The 16634-nt window shown below is 77.1% G+C and carries 9 protein-coding genes; 7 read left to right on the top strand and 2 right to left on the bottom strand.

The features are described 5' to 3' along the window. The first annotated feature begins 163 nt into the window (after positions 1–163). The 5 genes from ACFQBR_RS31305 to ACFQBR_RS31285 all read left to right on the top strand — a co-directional run bounded on the left by ACFQBR_RS31305 (position 164) and on the right by ACFQBR_RS31285 (position 13140). Positions 164–1057 carry a DUF4132 domain-containing protein gene (locus ACFQBR_RS31305; RefSeq protein WP_344183293.1) on the top strand — a complete coding sequence of 298 codons (894 nt, stop codon included), beginning with the start codon at positions 164–166 and terminating at the stop codon, positions 1055–1057. Then, positions 1054–5907, top strand: a complete 4854-nt coding sequence (locus ACFQBR_RS31300; protein ID WP_344183295.1) for a hypothetical protein — start codon at positions 1054–1056, stop codon at positions 5905–5907. Before ACFQBR_RS31305 ends, ACFQBR_RS31300 begins: the two co-directional genes overlap by 4 nt. A 183-nt stretch (positions 5908–6090) precedes the next feature. After that, positions 6091–7233, top strand: coding sequence for an ATP-binding protein (locus tag ACFQBR_RS31295; protein ID WP_267949027.1), 1143 nt, complete (start codon positions 6091–6093; stop codon positions 7231–7233). A 5-nt stretch (positions 7234–7238) separates the two neighbouring features. Next, a complete protein-coding gene (locus ACFQBR_RS31290; RefSeq protein WP_378554932.1) occupies positions 7239–10916 on the top strand; it encodes a DUF5682 family protein in 3678 nt (1225 codons plus the stop codon). 286 nt (positions 10917–11202) lie between these two features. Next, positions 11203–13140: a hypothetical protein gene (locus tag ACFQBR_RS31285; RefSeq protein WP_378554931.1), complete on the top strand. Its 1938-nt coding sequence runs from the start codon at positions 11203–11205 to the stop codon at positions 13138–13140. A 72-nt stretch (positions 13141–13212) separates the two neighbouring features. On the opposite strand, the gene ACFQBR_RS31280 is transcribed toward ACFQBR_RS31285, so the two are convergent. Then, positions 13213–13614 (bottom strand): hypothetical protein, encoded by a 402-nt coding sequence (locus ACFQBR_RS31280; RefSeq protein ID WP_267949030.1) that lies wholly within the window; start codon positions 13612–13614, stop codon positions 13213–13215. Between the two features lie 183 nt (positions 13615–13797). Between ACFQBR_RS31280 and ACFQBR_RS31275 the strand changes: the two genes are divergently transcribed. Further along, positions 13798–15093, top strand: coding sequence for a PrsW family intramembrane metalloprotease (locus ACFQBR_RS31275; RefSeq protein ID WP_267949031.1), 1296 nt, complete (start codon positions 13798–13800; stop codon positions 15091–15093). On the opposite strand, the gene ACFQBR_RS31270 is transcribed toward ACFQBR_RS31275, so the two are convergent. Beyond that, positions 15020–16153: a COX15/CtaA family protein gene (locus tag ACFQBR_RS31270; RefSeq protein ID WP_344182280.1), complete on the bottom strand. Its 1134-nt coding sequence runs from the start codon at positions 16151–16153 to the stop codon at positions 15020–15022. The genes ACFQBR_RS31275 and ACFQBR_RS31270 overlap by 74 nt on opposite strands. A gap of 160 nt (positions 16154–16313) precedes the next feature. Here ACFQBR_RS31270 and ACFQBR_RS31265 point away from each other — a divergent pair. Then, positions 16314–16634: site-specific integrase (locus ACFQBR_RS31265; RefSeq protein WP_378554930.1), on the top strand; the 321-nt coding region annotated here is incomplete at its 3' end.

Raw genomic sequence — 16634 nt, 5'->3', positions numbered from 1 at the left:
GCAGGATCCGGTCGGGGCCGGTCTCGCGGGCCCCGACCTCGCGGCCCCGCGCGTGCGCGGCGGCGGTGACCCGCGGTGGACGGGAACGCCACCCTTCGTGGCGGAGAAGGCGCCTACGGCGACTGTGTCCCGTGTTGTCACCGGTCACCGCTATAACCTCACCATGGCAACGACTTCCCCACCCCCTGCCGCCGACCCGGTCTGGACCGACGGCCCGGACGGCTACGCGCTCGCCCTCGACGGCGCCTCCCTCGTGTGCCGCAACGCCAGGGGCCGCAGGCTCAAGACCGTCCCCAAGAAGGTGCGCGAGTCCGCCGAGGCCGAACACCTCCGCGGCGTCCTGCTCCGGCTCGAACGCCACGAGCGCGAGTGCGTCGAACGGGTCGAGTCCTGGCTCCTGGGCTCCCTCCCCGTGCCCGCCTCCGTGATCGCCCGCGTGTGGGCCGACCCCGCCTGGAGGGAGCTGCTCACCGACCTCTTCGTCGTCCCGGCCGGGGGCGGCGACGGCGGCTTCCTGCGGGGCGTGGACGACCGGGGCCGGATCGGCGTCCTCGACCTGGACGCCGAGAGCGTCTGGCTGGACGCCGACCGGGTCGTCCCGGTCCACCCCGTCCTCGTCGAGGACCTGGAGGACGTCCGCGAGTTCGCCCTCGAACTCGGCATCACCCAGCGCCTGCCGCAGCTCACCCGCGCGATCCACCGCAAGCCCGACGCCGTCGAGGCCGGAGCCACCGCGGTCGAGGACTACTCCGGCGGGGAGTTCGACCAGCTGCGCCACGCCACCGGCCGCGCCCAGCGGTACGGGTTCACGGTCCGCGGGGGCTACGCCGTCTGCCGCGTCACGGAGCGGGGGCGCCCGGTCCAGGCCCGCTACTGGATCGGCTCCGACGCGCCCGACTACGGGACCGAGACCGGCCGGCTCCTGTGGGTCGACGACGCCGAGCGCCCCCTCCGGCTCGGCGACGTGGGACCCATCGCCTGGTCGGAGGGCATCCGCATGGCCGAGCTGATCCACGCGGGCCGCAGGAACACCGAAGAGGAGACGACGCAGTCGTGACCACCACCCCCGGCACCGGCCTCCTCGAGGCGGGCCTCGCCCCCCTGGACACCCCGGCCGACGGCGCCGCCGACACCGTCCGCGCCCGCGCCTACACCCACCCGATGCTGGGCGGGCGCACCGTCGTGCGGCTCGTCCCCGACACCCTCGCCCCCGCCGAGGACGCGGCCCTGGACTTCCTCGGCTTCGCCGTGGAGGAGGCCTCCGAGCCCCTGGCGCTGGCCCGCCCGCGCGGCCTCGGCTACCCCGAGTGGGCACTGGTCAACGACCCGGAGCGCCGCGCCGAGGCGCTCGCCCTGGTCCGCCCCATGGAACGCGCGGCCCGCCTGGCCGCGAACCGCCCCGGCCCGGCCTCCGACGAGTTCGCGCGCATCGCCGAGGGCGTGCCCCTGCACCACCTGCCCTCCTACTGGGAGCAGGCGGGCCGCGCGTTCGTCGCGGCGGACAACGCGCGCACCGCCGCCGTCATGTTCGGCCGCGCCCGCGAGGCCGAACGCGTCTACAGCCTGCCCGTGGACGAGGCGACCCGCCGGGAGGCCTTCCTGGAGTTCGCCTTCGCCGGCGCACTCACGGTCAAGGCCCTGGCCGGGCACGCCGCCGAACTCGCCGCGCGCTACGAGCCCGCCCGCGCCTACGCGGAGTTCCGCGAGCTCAGCATCCGCCGGACCCTGGGCGGGCTCCCGCCCTGGACCGGCCTGCCCAAGCAGATCCGCTCCCTCGCCGGGGCCGCCGGGCTCGACCCGGCCGAGGAGGAGGTCGCCGTCCTGCGGGAGCTCCTGACCGTGCCCGCCACGTCCTCGGCCCCGGAGGGCTTCTGGAAGGCGGCGCGGCCGGGCCTGGTCGCCCTGGGCCGCTCCGACGAGGACGCCGCCCGCGCCCTGCTCGGCCTCTTCGTCTCCGGCGGGGCCGCGTTCCAGCAGTGGTGGCTGCAGATGCTCGACGACGCCGGGGCCGTCGACCTCCTCGCCGACCCGGCCCGGCCGGTCCCCGGAGGCGCCGCGGCCTGGTTCTCCCGGATGGTCTCCCACTGCCGGGGCTGGCGGCGGAGCGTGCCGGACCGCCTCCTGGAACTGGTGCCGCGCCTCGCCGACCGCCTCCGTGCCGACGGCGACCCGGTCGGCCTCGGAGGGCGCGGCAGCCGGTTCCGCGGCGAGGTCTCCCCGGTGCTGCTCGACATGTGCCTCGAACTGGGCGTGCCCGTGCTCCCGCCGGGGGAGGCCGCACTGGACCTGGAGTCCTGGGTGGTCGACCGGAGCGGAGCCCCCCGGCGCGACCTCGCCCACGTGCGGGCCGACCCCGTGTGGGAACCCGTGCTCGCCGCCTCCGCCACCGGGTACGGCCGGCGCCACGGCCGGGTCCTGGACGAGCTGCTGCCCTACGAGTACCTGCACCCCTACGTGGACCGGCGGCTCGGAGAGCTGGTCGGCGCCATGGGCGGGACGGCCCTGGCCCAGCTCGGCCTCCACCTGGAGCAGCTCAGGTCCGAGGTCGGGGGCGACGCCTTCCGGGCCTTCCCCGACCGCCTCGCCCAGCTGGAGTCCGTCGACGTCGCCGGGGCGCTCGCCGTGACCCTGCGTGCCGGGATCGTCGGCGAGTACGCCTGGGAGGCGCTGGAGGAGGCCGCCCGGGAGCTCGGCGCGACCGGCAACGGCAAGGGTCCCGGGATCACCGGCACCGCCAGCTGGCCCGTCCTCACCCTGGCCTCCGCCGCCAAGGTGATCGCGGTCGGGCCGCGCGGCCGGGTAGCCGAGCACGTGCCCCGCCTGCCGGCCGGGGCCGGGGACGTCCGGGCCGTGTACGCCGACGGGGCCTTCCTCGTCGTCTACCGGGCCGACCGCGAGAACCGCGGCTACTGGACCACCGACCCCGACACCGTGCTCACGTTCTCCGGCTACGACTCCGCCGTGTACTCCTGGGGGTCGCGCGGCGGGAGCCCGGGGGTCGCCCAGCTCACCGCGGACGGCGCCCGCATGGGCGGCCACCGCGCCGTCCGGGCCGGCGACGACCCCGGCAGGGCCGACCGCCACGTGCTCGGCGACGGCCGCACCCACTGGGTGCTGGACCGCGGCCGGCTGCACGAGACGGACCCCGCCACCGGGGACCGGGGCCGCAGGAGCCTGCCCGCCTTCCTGGAGGAGCAGCCCCTCGCCGAGGGGGAGCGGCTGCTCCTGCACGCCTGCACGCTGGGCCCCCTGGAGGAGCCCACGGAGGGATCCCCCCTCGGAGGGGCCGACGGGGTCGCCGGGTTCGCGGTCGTCGGGCTCGGCCGCCGCGCGGGACACACCGCGTTCCGGATCACCGCCCCCGACGGGCGCTCCGCCGAGGTGCGCGTCCCGGACGGGAGGGGGCGCCACTCCTACGCCTCCGCCGCCCCGGCCGCCCTCTTCACCGCCCCGGGCGGCGCCACCCACGCACTCAGCGGCGCCGGGGGCGCCACCCTCCTGGCGGCGGACGGCTCCGGGCAGATCTGGAGCTGCCACACGGGCACCGCCTGCGAGTGCACCGCCAAGTGGGGCGTCCCCTACCTCCCCGAACCCGTGTTCTGGCACTTCATGACGGCGAGGGACCCCCGCTCTTCCGCCCTCCTGCGCCGCGTGTCCGCCGCCGACCTGGGCCCGCTGCTGGACGCGGCCGGGACGGAGCGGCGCGCCAACAGGACGGCGGACATCGAGCTCACCCCGAAGGCGGCCGGGGCACTGCTCTCCGCGGACGGGGCCGCCCCCGACGAGAGCCTGGTCCGGAACGTCACCGGGTTCGCGTACTCGGCCGCCGGGCTCCGGGCGGAGCTGGGCGACTACCTCGCCGGGATCCGCCGGACCGTGGAGAGCGTGCCGGGGAGGCCCGAGTCGGAGCCCCTGGCCCGCGGCCTGTACCGCTTCCTCCCCGCCCTGGGCAGGGACGACCACGACGCCAGGGTCCACCTGGAGGCCACCTCCCGGTTCCTGCGGGGGGAGGCCGACGCGGGGGAGCTCGCGGACCGGCCCCGCACCAGCGCGGACTGGAGCCTCCTCCTCGGACGGATCGGCGCCCTGGCCTGGCAGTCCGCCCTGCCCGCCGTCGGCGAGGACGAACGGTCAGCCCTGCTGGACTTCCTGCGGAGGTGGTCGGGGACCCTCTTCGCCGACCGCGCCGCGACCGTGGAGACGGGGAAGGTCGTCGGCGGGGAGGAGTTCACGCCCCTGGCGGGGGAGGGGATCCGCCGCACCGACACGGGGGCCCGTTCCAGCGTCCCCGGCGCGGAAAACCGCTCCGAGCGCGGCACCGTGCACACCTTCGTGGAGGCCCGCACGGGCGGAACCCCGCCCGAGGAGTCCCCCGGGGCCGGGTACGAGCGCCGCCGGGCCGACCTGGCCTGGGGCGACGCCGACCAGCTCACCGCGTTCACCGCCGCCGTCGCCGACCGGGGCCCGATCCCCTGGGACCCCGGCGCCGCCGAGGCCCTGGCCGGGGACACCGGGCTGATCCCGGAGGCCGCGGAACTGCTGCTGCGCGCCCCGTGGAGGGTCGGCGCGGGCGCGGTTCCCGACCTGGACCGGCGCGAGCTGGGACTGTCGGCGGTCGGCGCCCGGTTCGCCGCGGAGGAGTTCGCCGGCGTCACCGTGCAGGACGTGCTCGACCTGTACCGCGAGGCCCTGCCCGGAACCCCGGAGGGCATCGCCGCCCTGTGGGAGCCGGGAGGCGTGTCCGGGGTCGCCGAACGCGTCGCCCGGGCGTGGAACGCCCGCTTCGGACGCCGGTTCGCCCTGCCGGAGTCCACCCTGACGGCGTTCGGGGCGTCGGGGCTGGACCGGGTCGGACTCCAGCGGCTGCGCCTCCTCGCCGACCACACGGGTGAGCCGGCCCTGAACCGCGACGTCGTCTCACGGCTCCGGCTGTCCAAGAGCCACTACCACGACTACACGGAACTCCTCCACACCACGGTGGAGGCGGGGCGGCTGACCGCCGTCCTCGTCGACCTCGCCCACCTCGTCCCGTGGGCCTGCAACGAGCTCCCCGCGGGGGACCCGGTGCGCGAGGGCGTCCCCGCCGCCCTGACCGCGGTCCGGGAGCTGCTGAGCGCCCCCGGGCTGCTGCTCGGCGTCGGGGCGATGTGGGTCACCGACGCCCGGCGGCGCCTGGAGGAGGTGGGGGGCGAACCCTACCGGGACCCCGCGGGCGGCACCCCGTTCGCGGAGAGCGCCGACAACGGCGTGGCCGTGCTGACGGCCGGCGGCCGCGGAGTGCTGCAGGTGTGGTTCCGCCCGTCCGGGCTGGGCCGGGACGTCCGTTCGCGGGTGCTGCGGAGCGTGGTGGTCGACGGCTCGAGCTACGTCGGGCAGGGGGTCCTCGCGGAGGTCGAACTCCTGCTCGGCGAGGGTTTCACCTCCCTGGCCGAGCGGGTCTCCTCCGGGAAGCTGCCCGAGGGCGCCCGGGAGCACGACCCGGCCGCCTCGGCCCCCGGGGTCCTGGAGGAGGCCCGCGCCGAACTCGGGCTCTCGCCGGACGCCGCCCGCCTGTACCTCCAGCTGCTGACGCTGCTCGAACCCACCGACCGCAGGATCCGCGCGGTCAACGGGTGGACCCCCGCACGCCACAAGAAGGTCCAGGCCGAGCTGGCGGCGACGGACCTCGTGCTGACCGCCAAGCGCTCCCGGTCGGGGCGCTCGGTGTTCGTCCCCGGCCCCTGGACCGACGCCAAGGCGCCCAACCTGCCGTACGAGGCGTGGAAGCTGCCGATGTACGACCTGGGCGCACGGAGGAACCGCCTGCCCTCCGGCCGACAGGTGAGGTTCCACGCCGCCCGCCCCCTGCCGGACCTCTTCGCCGAGGCGTGGGGACGCTTCCGCGACGGGGACCGGCCCGGCCGGTAGCCCGCCGGTCCGCGGCCGCGCCCCCGGGCACGGGCGCGGACCGGGACCCGTTCCCCGCCGGCTCCGCACCGCCGGAGCCGGCCGGGGCGCCCCTCGGGGCCGCCGCGGGCGCCCTCCGCGCCGCGCGGACCGGCCCCGCACGCCCCCGCCAGACCCGACCAGAACCCACCCCGAGGAGAAGCGGTGCCAGAAACCGCGCCCGACGTCCAGATCGAGCCCGCCGAACTCCGGTACGCCGGGGAACTCGCCTTCCTCGCCGCCCACGACCCCGGGCCGCGCCCGCCCGGCTGGCGGCTCACCCCCCGCGCCGTCGTGACCTTCGTCGTCGGCAGCGGCGGCGCCGCGCTGCGGCTGCCCGCCCCCGTCGACGGGCTCCCGTCGAGCATGGAGATCCCCGCCAAGTTCGTCGGTGAGCGGGGGCTCGTCGAGCGCTGCGTCGTCACCCTCGCGGGCGAACGCGGCCTGCTGCTCGTCGGCGAACCGGGCACCGCCAAGTCGCTCCTGTCCGAACTCCTCGCCGCCGCCGTCAGCGGAACCGGCTCGCTCACCGTGCAGGGGACCGCGGGAACCACCGAGGAACACCTGCGCTACGGCTGGAACTACGCGCTCCTGCTCGCCAAGGGCCCCACCGTCGACGCCCTCGCGCCCTCCCCGGTGCTCACGGCGCTGCGGACGGGCCGCGTCGTCCGGGTCGAGGAGGTCACCCGCTGCCTGCCCGAGGTCCAGGACTCCCTGGTCTCGCTGCTCTCCGACCGGCGGATGGCCGTCCCCGAGCTCACCGACGACGGCCAGTTCCTGGCGCGGCCCGGCTTCAACGTGATCGCCACCGCCAACCTGCGCGACCGGGGCGTGTCCGAGATGAGCGCCGCGCTCAAGCGCCGCTTCAACTTCGAGGTGGTCCCGCCCATCGCCGACCTGGAGGCCGAGGTGGACCTCGTGCGCCGCCAGGCGGGCACGGCGCTGGCCCGCCACGGCCACGAGCTCCCCGTGGACGACGCCGTGCTCGAAGCGCTGGTCACCGCCTTCCGGGACCTGCGCTCCGGAGCCTCCGTCGAGGGCTGGCCCGTGGAGCGGCCCACCACCGTCATGAGCACCGCCGAGGCGGTGGGCGTCACCACCTCCCTCGGTCTGCAGACCGCCTACCTGGGGGCGGCCGACCCCCTCGCCCTCGTCCCCGGCTACCTGCTGGGAGCGGTCCGCAAGGACGACCCCGACGACCAGGGGCGCCTGCTCGCCTACTGGGACTCCGCCATCCGCCACAGGGCGGAGAACGGGGCCCGGCTGTGGAAGCGCCTGTACGAGCTGCGCCACGTCGTGGGGGAGTGAGCCGCGTGTCCCACGAACCGGACCACCGGGGGCCCTCGCCCGCCGAGGGCGGGGCCCCGGCGCCGGACGCCGCAGAGGCCCTCTGCGGGCCGACGGGAGCCGCATCCGTCCCCGAGGCGCTGGCGGCGTGCACGGAACCCCTCCTCATCGGGGTGCGCCACCACTCGCCCGTGCTCGCCGCGGCGGTCCCCGCGCTCCTGGACGCGGCGGACCCCGACGCCGTGCTCGTCGAACTCCCGCTGGAGGCCGGGCCGTGGCTGGAGTGGCTGGGCCACCCGGACACGGTGGCCCCGGTCGCCCTCGTGCTCGGCGACGCGGGACGGGGGGACCACTCCTACTACCCCTTCGCCGACTTCTCGCCCGAGCTCGCGGCGGTCCGCTGGGCGCGTGCCCGGGGCGTGCCCGTGCACGCCGTGGACCTGCCCGCCTCCCTGGCCGTCGACGACGACGGCGGCGGCTCCGGCCCGGCCGAGGGCCCGGCGCCGGACCGCGCACTGCTGCGCGCCGGCGGCGTCGAGGACGGGGAGGAGCTGTGGGACCGGCTGGTGGAGGCGCGCTCGTACGGCGCCGCCCCCGAGAGGGTCCGCAGGGCGGCCCTCGCCCTGGGGTGGGCGCACCGCGCCGCCGCCCTCCGCGCGGGCGGGGTGGGAGCCCGGGACCGCGCCCGCGAGGCCTGGATGCGGCGCCGGATCGGCGAGATCGGCGCAGCCAGGCCCGTGGCGGTCGTGGGCGCGTTCCACGCCGCCGCGCTCCTTCCCCCGCACGCCCTGCCCGCCGCGGTCCGGCCGCCGGGGGAGGGGGCCCCGGGCGGCGCGCCGGACACCGCCGCAGCGGCGTTCCTGAGGGGCCCCGAGCCGGAGGGCCTCCCGCCCACCGGCGGGATCACGGTCCCCGCACCCGGGGAGCAGCCCCGCGAGGGGGTCTCCACCGCCCTCATCCCCTACACCTTCGCCCTCCTGGACTCGCGTTCGGGCTACCCGGCCGGAATCCGTGACCCCGAGTGGCAGCAGGACGTCCACGCGGCCGGGGGAGACCCCGAGGGGATCGAACGCGCGGCCGTCCGGCGCCTGTCCGCCATCGGCGGCCGCCTGCGCGCGGAGGGGCACGTGTGCGGGGTGCCCGACACGACCGCCGCCTACCGGATGGCCCGCGACCTCGCGGCCCTGCGCGGACTGCCCGCCCCGGGCCGCCGCGAGCTGGTGGAGGGCCTCTCCTCCGCTCTCGCCCAGGGCGAGCCCCTGGGCCGGGCCCGCGCCCTGGCCCGTGCCGCCCAGCGCGAGCTGGTCGGCTCCCGGCGCGGCGCCCCCGCCCACGGCGCCCCGGTCTCCGGCCTGGTCGCCGACGCCACCGCCCTCCTCCGCCGGCTCGGGCTGCCCGGCCCGGGCGAGGAGGGCCGGGACCTGAGACTGGACCCCCTGCGCGGCGGCCGCGACCGCGAACGCCACATCGCCCTCCACCGCCTGTACGCGGCGGGCGTCTCCTACGCCGAGCCCCGGCAGGGCGGCCCCACCGCCGACGGGGAGACCCTGGGCCGCCTGTGGACCGCGCGCTGGACACCGGCCACCAGCGCCACCCTCGAACTCGCGTCCTGCTACGGGCCCACCCTCGAACAGGCCGCGCGCGGCCGCGTCGCCGCACGCCTCCGCGACGCCGGCGACGGCGGGGAGGGCTCCCTGACACCGGAGGCGGCCGGCGCCCTCCTCACCCAGGCCGCCGAGTGCGCCCTGACCGACCTGGCCGCCGACCTGGGCGACCGCGTCCGGGAGGAGGTGCTGCCGCGGGCGGGCCTGTCCGACGCCGTGGAGCTCCACGACCGGGTCCAACGCGTCGTCTCGGGCCAGGTGCCGGGCATGCCGCGCGCCCCCGAGCCCCTGCACCGGCTGCGCGTGCGGCTGGCCGAGGCGGCGGTCGCCTCCGTCCCGGGCGTCTCCGGCAGCACCGACCCGGCGGACGCCGCCGCGCTGCTGCGGGTCGTGCGCCTGGTCCAGGACCAGGCGCCGCTTCCCGGCGCGGTGGGGACCCAGCGACTCCTGTGGCACCTGGGACTGCTCACCGAGAACGGCGGGCCGCTCGCCCAGGGAGCCGCCTCCGCCGCGCTGATGGTCCTGGGCGACCTCGCGCCCGGGGACATGGCCGTACGCCTGGCCGGCTGGGTGGAGGCGGCAGCCGGGGGCGGGCCGCTCGCCCTGCGCCTGGCCGGGGCACTGACCGTGGCCGCCCCCGTGGTCGAGGCCGACGCCGGCGTCCTGGACGCGCTCACAGCACGTGTGGAGGCCTGGTCCGACCCCGGCTTCCTCACGCGGCTGCCCGCCCTGCGCGAGGGGTTCGAGGCGCTGTCGGCGGCGGCGCGCTCGCGCTTCCTGGACGCGGTCACCGAGAGGATCGGCGAGGTGGACGCCCGCCTGGAGGTGCCGCCGGAGCTGGCCCTCGCGCTGGCCGGAGCGGACACCGCCGCACGAGCGGCCCTGGAGACCCTGGTGCCGGGGCTCCTCCACGGCGCGGACGCGGCCCTCGCGGACGCATCCCCCGCCGGGCAGCCGACCCCGGGGCCGGCCCCGGGTGGGGACGCCCCACACGCCATCGGGGCGGCGGACCGGTGGCGGCTCGTCCTCGGGCGCCGGCCCCGGGGCGGCGGGACCCTGGCCCGCAGGGCGTCGGCGGCGCTCGACGAGCTGTACGGCCGCGGCCACGGGGAGGGCTCCCAGGAGCCCTCCGACCGCCCCGGCGCGAGGGGCGGCGACGGGAGCCCGGAACCCGCCGCGCGCCGGTGGGACGAGGAGCTCCAGGACCTCTTCGGCGGCACGGTCCGCGAGGAGGTGCTGGGCCGGGCCGCCGCGCGCGGCCGGGCCGACGCCCTCGACCGCCTCGACCCCGGCCGGGTCACGGCCTCCGTCGACCTGCTCGAACAGGTGCTCTCGCTGGCCGGGGCGCTGCCCGAGGCGCGTCTGGCCAAGCTGCGGCCCCTGGTCGCGGCGATCACTGAGCAGCTGGTGCGGCAGCTCGCGCGCCGCATGAGCCCCGCCCTGTCGGGCCTGTCCGTGCCGCGCCCCACCCGCCGGCGCGGCGGGCCGCTCGACCTCGGCCGCACGGTCCGCGCCAACCTGCGCACGGTCCGCCCCGGCCCGGACGGACCGCTGCTGGTCCCCGAGGCCCCGGTCTTCCGGACCAGGGCGCGGCGGAGCGCGGACTGGCACGTCCACATCGTCGTGGACGTGTCGGGGTCGATGGAGCGCTCCACGGTCTACGCGGCCCTCGTCGCGGCGGTGCTGCACGGCCTGCCCGCGCTGAGCGTGTCGTTCACGACCTTCTCCACGGAGGTCGTGGACCTCACCGACCGGGTGCCGGACCCGCTGTCCCTCCTGTTGGAGGTGTCCGTGGGCGGTGGCACCGACATCGGCGCGGGGCTGGCGCACACCCGGGCCAGGGTCAGGGTCCCCAGCAGGACGATCGTCGCGCTCGTCACCGACTTCGAGGAGGGCGGAAACCTGTCCCGCACCCTGGCCGAGGTACGCGCGCTCGCCGCCTCCGGGGCCCACCTGCTCGGGCTCGCCGCCCTCGACGACACGGGGGCGCCGGTCTGCAACCAGGCGCTCGCCGCGCAGTTCGTCGCCGCGGGCATGCCGGTCGCGTCGCTGAGCCCGCAGGAGCTGGCGTCGTGGATCGGTGAGAAGGTGCGGGGGTGAGCGCCCGGGACGGGCACGCCGCCGGCGGGGTCCCCCCGGCGGCGCCGCGCGGGCCGGCCGCCCTCCGCACCCCCCTGCGGGACGCGCCCGCCGGGCCCGGGCCGGAGGGGAGCCCCCGGGGCGGCGCGCCCCGCGGCCGGACGGGGCCGCGGACCGGCCCCCGCACGCACCGTCCCGCCGGCGGACTCCGACCGCCGCCGTGCGGCGACCACCGTGCCCGACCGACCGCCGGGGGCCGCCGAGCCGACTGGCCCCGTACGCACACGCAGTCCGAGGAGGACCCCAGGTGACAGCCGAACGCCCCCGCATCGACCCGGGCCTGCTCGCCGAGCTGCTCGAAGCCGCGCCCGGCCGGGTCCGCCGCAAGCTGGACGCCGCCCCCCGCGCGGCCGAGGAGTGGGACTGGAGCTCGGACGGCCCCGTGTGGACGGTCGGGACGGGGAACGAGACCGTGACCCTGACCGGCCCGCGGATCACCGAGGCCTCCCAGGCGGCCTGCACCTGCCTGCTCGCCCCCCGCTGCCTGCACCTGCTCTCGGTCGCCGGCCTGCTGGCGCCCACGGGCGACGACGACGCGGACGGTCCGGAGCCCGGCCCGGAGCCGGAGCGCTCCGAGCCGCCAGGAGAGCCCGCCGGGGACCGGGCCGCCGGAGCCGTCCCCCCGCGGGACGGGGAGCCGGGGCCGCCCGCGCCGGCCGGGCGGCCGGGGGGAGCGGGCGGCCCGGCCGCCCCCGCGGGCCGGAGCGGTGTCGCGGAGACCGCCCGCGCCTCCGGGGACCCCGTCGCGGACGCCCTCACCGCCCCGGTCGGCGAGGACGGCGACGCCCGCGCCGCCGCCGCGCTCGCCTGGGCCGCCGGGGCCCGAACCCTGGCGGCGGGGGTCCGCGCGGCGGGCTCCTCCCAGCGCTCCGAACTCCTGCGGGCCGCGGCGACGGCCCGCGCCGCCCGCCTGCCCCGCCTGGCCGCCGCCTGCACCGCCGTGGCCGCCGGTCCGCGCGACCACGCCACACCGGCCTTCGCCCTGGCCGAGTACACCGCGGCCCTCACCGGGCTCCTCGACACCTCGTGGCGGCTCGGCGGCGGACCGGAGGGCCCCCGCCCCGCGCCGACCCTCGCGGACGTGGGGATCGGACGCCGCTCGTACACCGAGGTCGGCTCCCTCCGGCTGTACGGGCTGGGCTGCGAACGCGTCGTCACCGCGTCCGGATACGCGGGCGTCGTCACCCACGCCGTGTCCCTCGCCGGCGGGGCACGCCTGTGGCGGATCGGCGACGTCGCCCCCGGCGGCCCCGACAGGGCCGCCGCCGTCTACGGAGCGGGGATCGCCTTCGGGCGGTCCGCGCTGAGCCACCGCGACCTCGGCCGCTCGGGCATGGTCGCCCAGCGGGTCGCGGCCAGCGCCGACGGCCGACTGAGCGGGGGGTCCGCGACGACGGCGGCGGTCTCCGCCGGGTGCGCCTGGGACGAGGAACCCCTGGCGGGGCTGTGGGGGCGGCCCCTCGCCGATCAGGTCGCCGCGGCCGTCGCCGCGCAGGCGGCCCCCGTCCACCGCACCGGCGACGACCTGGTCTTCGCCGACCTCACCGTCACCGGCGAGGCGGAGGGCGGGACCGCGGTCGTGGAGGCGGCCACCGGCGCACCCCTGGTCCTGGCACCCGACGGCGCCCAGGACCTCCTCCGGGCGCGCAACCTCCTCCGGCTGGCGGCCGAACCCGGGCTCGCGCTGCGCGCGGTGGCACGGCCGGTCCCCGAGCGGCCCGGGTTCCTCGTGCCGGTGGCGGTGCACGCTCCGGGGCTGCCGCTGCCCGCCGCCTGGAAGGGACGGGTCAACCTCTCCCTGGACACCCTGCCCTCGGCCGGGTCGGCGGTCCCGAGCCGCCCCCGGCCGACGGAGCCGCCCGGAGCCGACCCCGGCCTGGGCGCCCTGACCAGGGTCCTCGCCCGGATCGCCGAGGCGGGGCGGGAGGCCGCCCCGGACGGCTCCGCGCTGCCCGCCCGGCTGCGGGGCCACCACCTGCCCACCGCCGCCGACGTCCTCGGCGAGGTGGTCGGGGCGGCCCGTGAGCGCCGGCGCACCGCCACGGGCGAGTCGGTGGTCCCCCCGCCGGACCGCCTGGCCCGCGCGTGGCTGGCCGCGACGACCTACCTGGGGGCCGCGCACCGGCACCTGCGTGTCCTGGCGTGGGCCGAACGGGTCGGCGGTCCGCACCGGCCGGCGGCCTGACCGGGGCCCGGACCCGGCGGGCCCGTCCCCGGGCCGGGCCGTCCCGGGGACGCGGAATCCGTCCCGCGCGGGTCAGGGCCTGCGCCAGGCCAGCACGGCCGCCCACACCGCGGCCCCGGTCAGGACCAGGGCGAGCGGGACGTGGGCCTGGAGCGGCCCGTAGGTCCCCAGCGCGGCCTGCGGGAAGCCGAGCAGGAACGCCGCCAGGCCGGCCAGCAGGATCGCGCGGGGGCGGCCGGGGCCGCCCCCGGAGCGGTACCAGTACAGGCCCGCCGCGACCACGAGCAGGCCCGCCGCCACGTGCACCCCGAACGCGCCGTAGTAGTGCAGGGGCAGGGCGGCGGTGTTGAACGTCACCAGCTGCCCGGCGGTCGCGCCCTCCCAGAGGACGGCGGCCAGCTGGAGGAGCGCCGTCACCCGTATCAACCACAGGAGCGGTGGTGCGGTGGTGGACGGCATGGTGGTCGGTTCCATGGCGGGGCCCTTCCGTTCTCGTGCGCTCGCGCATCGCGGACTCCGATCCTGCCCCATACGGGGAGTTCCGTCCCCGCGTGCGGCGGCCGGAGCGTGTCGTCCCCCGTCGGCAGCCCGGGTCCGCGTCCCTCTCGCCGGGGGTGAAACACGTGGTCGACGCGGTTCCCGCTACGATCGGTGCCCATGCCCCGACTCGACAGCAAGGCCATCCTCCAGGGCCGACGCTCCCGTTACTCGATGACCCTCGTCCTGGGCATCACCGTCAGCGTGGTGTGCATGGCCGGCATGCTCGTCTACCTGTGGCTGCTCGCGATGGCGGGCGGGGCCGCGGCGGGCATCGACGGCGCCCTCGGATTCGTCGTCAGCCTGGTCGCCGCCGTCATCCCGGTCGGCATCCTCGTGCCGCTCATCCTCATGCTCGACCGGATCGAGCCCGAGCCCGGGTGGGTGCTGTTCTTCGCCTTCGCCTGGGGCGCGGGCGTGGCGGTGGTGGCGTCCCTGCTGCTCAACGGCTGGGGGCTGGCCCACGTCACCGTGCCGCTGTTCGGGCAGGAGCTGGGCGGCTTCCTGGGGACGTCCGTGGTGGCGCCCCTGGTGGAGGAGAGCGCCAAGGGCGTGGTGCTGCTGATCCTGCTGTGGCGCAGACGACACGAGATCGACACGTTCACCGACGGTGTGATCTACGCGGGGATGGTCGCCACCGGTTTCGCCTTCACCGAGAACATCCTGTACTTCCTGAGCGCCTTCTTCGACGGGACCCTCGTCGCGACCTTCGCCATCCGCGGGATCATCGCCCCCTTCGGCCACCCGGTCTACACCGCGATGATCGGCATCGGCGTCGCCTACGCGGCCACGCGCACCGGGCGCCTGCGCCTGCTGGCGCCCGTCGGGGGCTGGGCGCTGGCCGTCCTGCTGCACGGCATGTGGAACGCGTCCACCCGCTTCGGCTGGTACGGCCTGGCCGTCGCCTACGTCGTGCTGTTCGCGGTGCTGATGGGCGTCCTGGCGCTGGCGGCGCGCGACCGGCGGGGGCAGATCGGTGCCATCGACCGGTACCTGCCGCCCTACATCTCCACCGGCCTGGTCACGCCGTCGGACATCACCATGCTCAGCTCCATGCAGGGGCGCCGCCGGGCCCGTGAGTGGGCGGGGCGCAACGCCGGCCGGCGGGGGCGGACGGCGATGAAGGAGTACCAGCTGGCCGCGACCGAGCTGGCACTGCTGCACCAGAGGCTGGACGCCGGGTCGGCCCGCCAGGACTGGAAGGTCCGCAGGGACTCCTTCCTGGCGCTGATGCACGTGGCCCGGGACACCTTCCTGGGGCGGGTGCCCCAGCCGGTCACCCCGGGCTGGGCGGAGAAGCCGACCGACTCGGGGTTCCTGCGCCGGGCCGACTTCGCCCACGTCATAGCGCAGGCGAGGAGCCAGCAGGAGTACGTCCCCCGTCACGGCCAGCAGGCCCCTCCGGGCCTCGGCTGAGGCCGTCGTCGACGACCTCGCCGACGGGCACCAGGCGGCTGGTGGAGAAGTACAGCCGGGAGACGGCGACCCAGGTCAGGGCGGAGCCGAGCACGTGCAGGACGACGAGCGCCTCGGGGAGTCCGAGGGCGTACTGGGTGTAGCCCAGGACCCCCTGGAGGAGCACGACCGCCACGAGGGCGGCGCTGCTGATCCGGACGGGGCGGCGGGCGCCGCCACGGAAGGCGATGACGGTGGCGGCCAGGGCCCCGACCAGGGTGAGCCAGGCCAGCGCGGAGTGGATGCGCGTGACGACCGGGATGTCGAACCCGAAGCGCGGGGCCGCCGCGTCGCCGCCGTGGGGACCGCTGCCGGTCACGACCGTGCCGGCGACCAGCAGGAGGAAGCCGATCACGACCAGGCCGACGCTGATGGCGTGCAGCATGGGGCCGACGGAGACCTGCGGCTTGCCCTCGGGCTCCTGGCAGCGCACGTACAGGGCGACCGTGATGAAGGTCATCACCATGGACAGCAGGAAGTGCGTGGCGACCGAGGCGGGGTGCAGGTCGGTCCACACGGTGATGCCGCCGACGACGCCCTGGCCGAGGACGCCGAACGGGATGATGGCGGCCATCCGGACCAGGTCGCTGCGGCGCGGCGTCATCCGCATGACGGCGATGAACGTGATGACGGCCACGGCCAGCACGACGAAGGTGAGCGTCCGGTTGCCGAACTCGACGGCGGCGTTGAAGGCGGCGTGTCCCGTATCGATGGGCACGAAGCTCTCGGGGGTGCACCTGGGCCACTCCGAGCAGCCGAGCCCGGACTCGGTGACGCGGACGGTGGCGCCCGTCACGGCGATCCCGGCGTTGACCGCGATGTTGCCGAGGGTCCAGGCGCGCAGGGACCTCGGGGTCGGGTTCCAGATGGTCCGGGCCAGGAGGACCAGGGCGAGCACCCCGGCGACGGCCACGGCGACCTGCCAGGCCCACAGGGGGGCGCCGAGAAGAATGATGTCCTCCGCCGCGAGCGGGGGGAGCGTGTTCGGGGCCAGCGCCGCGGCGGCCGGGAAATCAGACATACGACAGAGCGTAGTACACGGAAATCTCTGCTGTGAACCAGGGTTGATGACGTGTCTGACCTGCGGGGACATGGACGCGAGGCGCATTTGTCCCATAGCACGACGGTCACCGGCGACACGATTGCCGCACGATACCCGTCCTTCACCATCGGAGAAGTACGTGTCAGAGAAACCAGCGGCGAGCCCGCTCCTGATCCTCGGAAAGTCGTGGGAGCGGGCCCTCCGGTCCGGGACCGCCACGAAGAAGCAGAGGAAGTCCGCGTCGCCGTACACGATCCGCAACTACCTGAGGACCCTCAGGCTGCTCGACGCCCGTCTGGCGAAGGCTGGCCGCTCCCGGGCCCTGAGGGAGATCACCGCCGAGGACATCACCGGCTGGCTCGACAACCTCGCCGCGGAGTCCAGCTCGGGCAACGCGTTGCACCACTACCGCAACCTCGGGGCCTTCTGGGCCTGGGTCGTGTACGAGGGGATGGTGACG

It is taken from the genome of Nocardiopsis tropica (assembly GCF_042660575.1).
GTDB classification, from domain to species: domain Bacteria; phylum Actinomycetota; class Actinomycetes; order Streptosporangiales; family Streptosporangiaceae; genus Nocardiopsis; species Nocardiopsis tropica.
The sequence above is the reverse complement of the archived record's forward strand: the minus strand, read 5'-3'. Positions and strand labels throughout refer to the sequence as shown.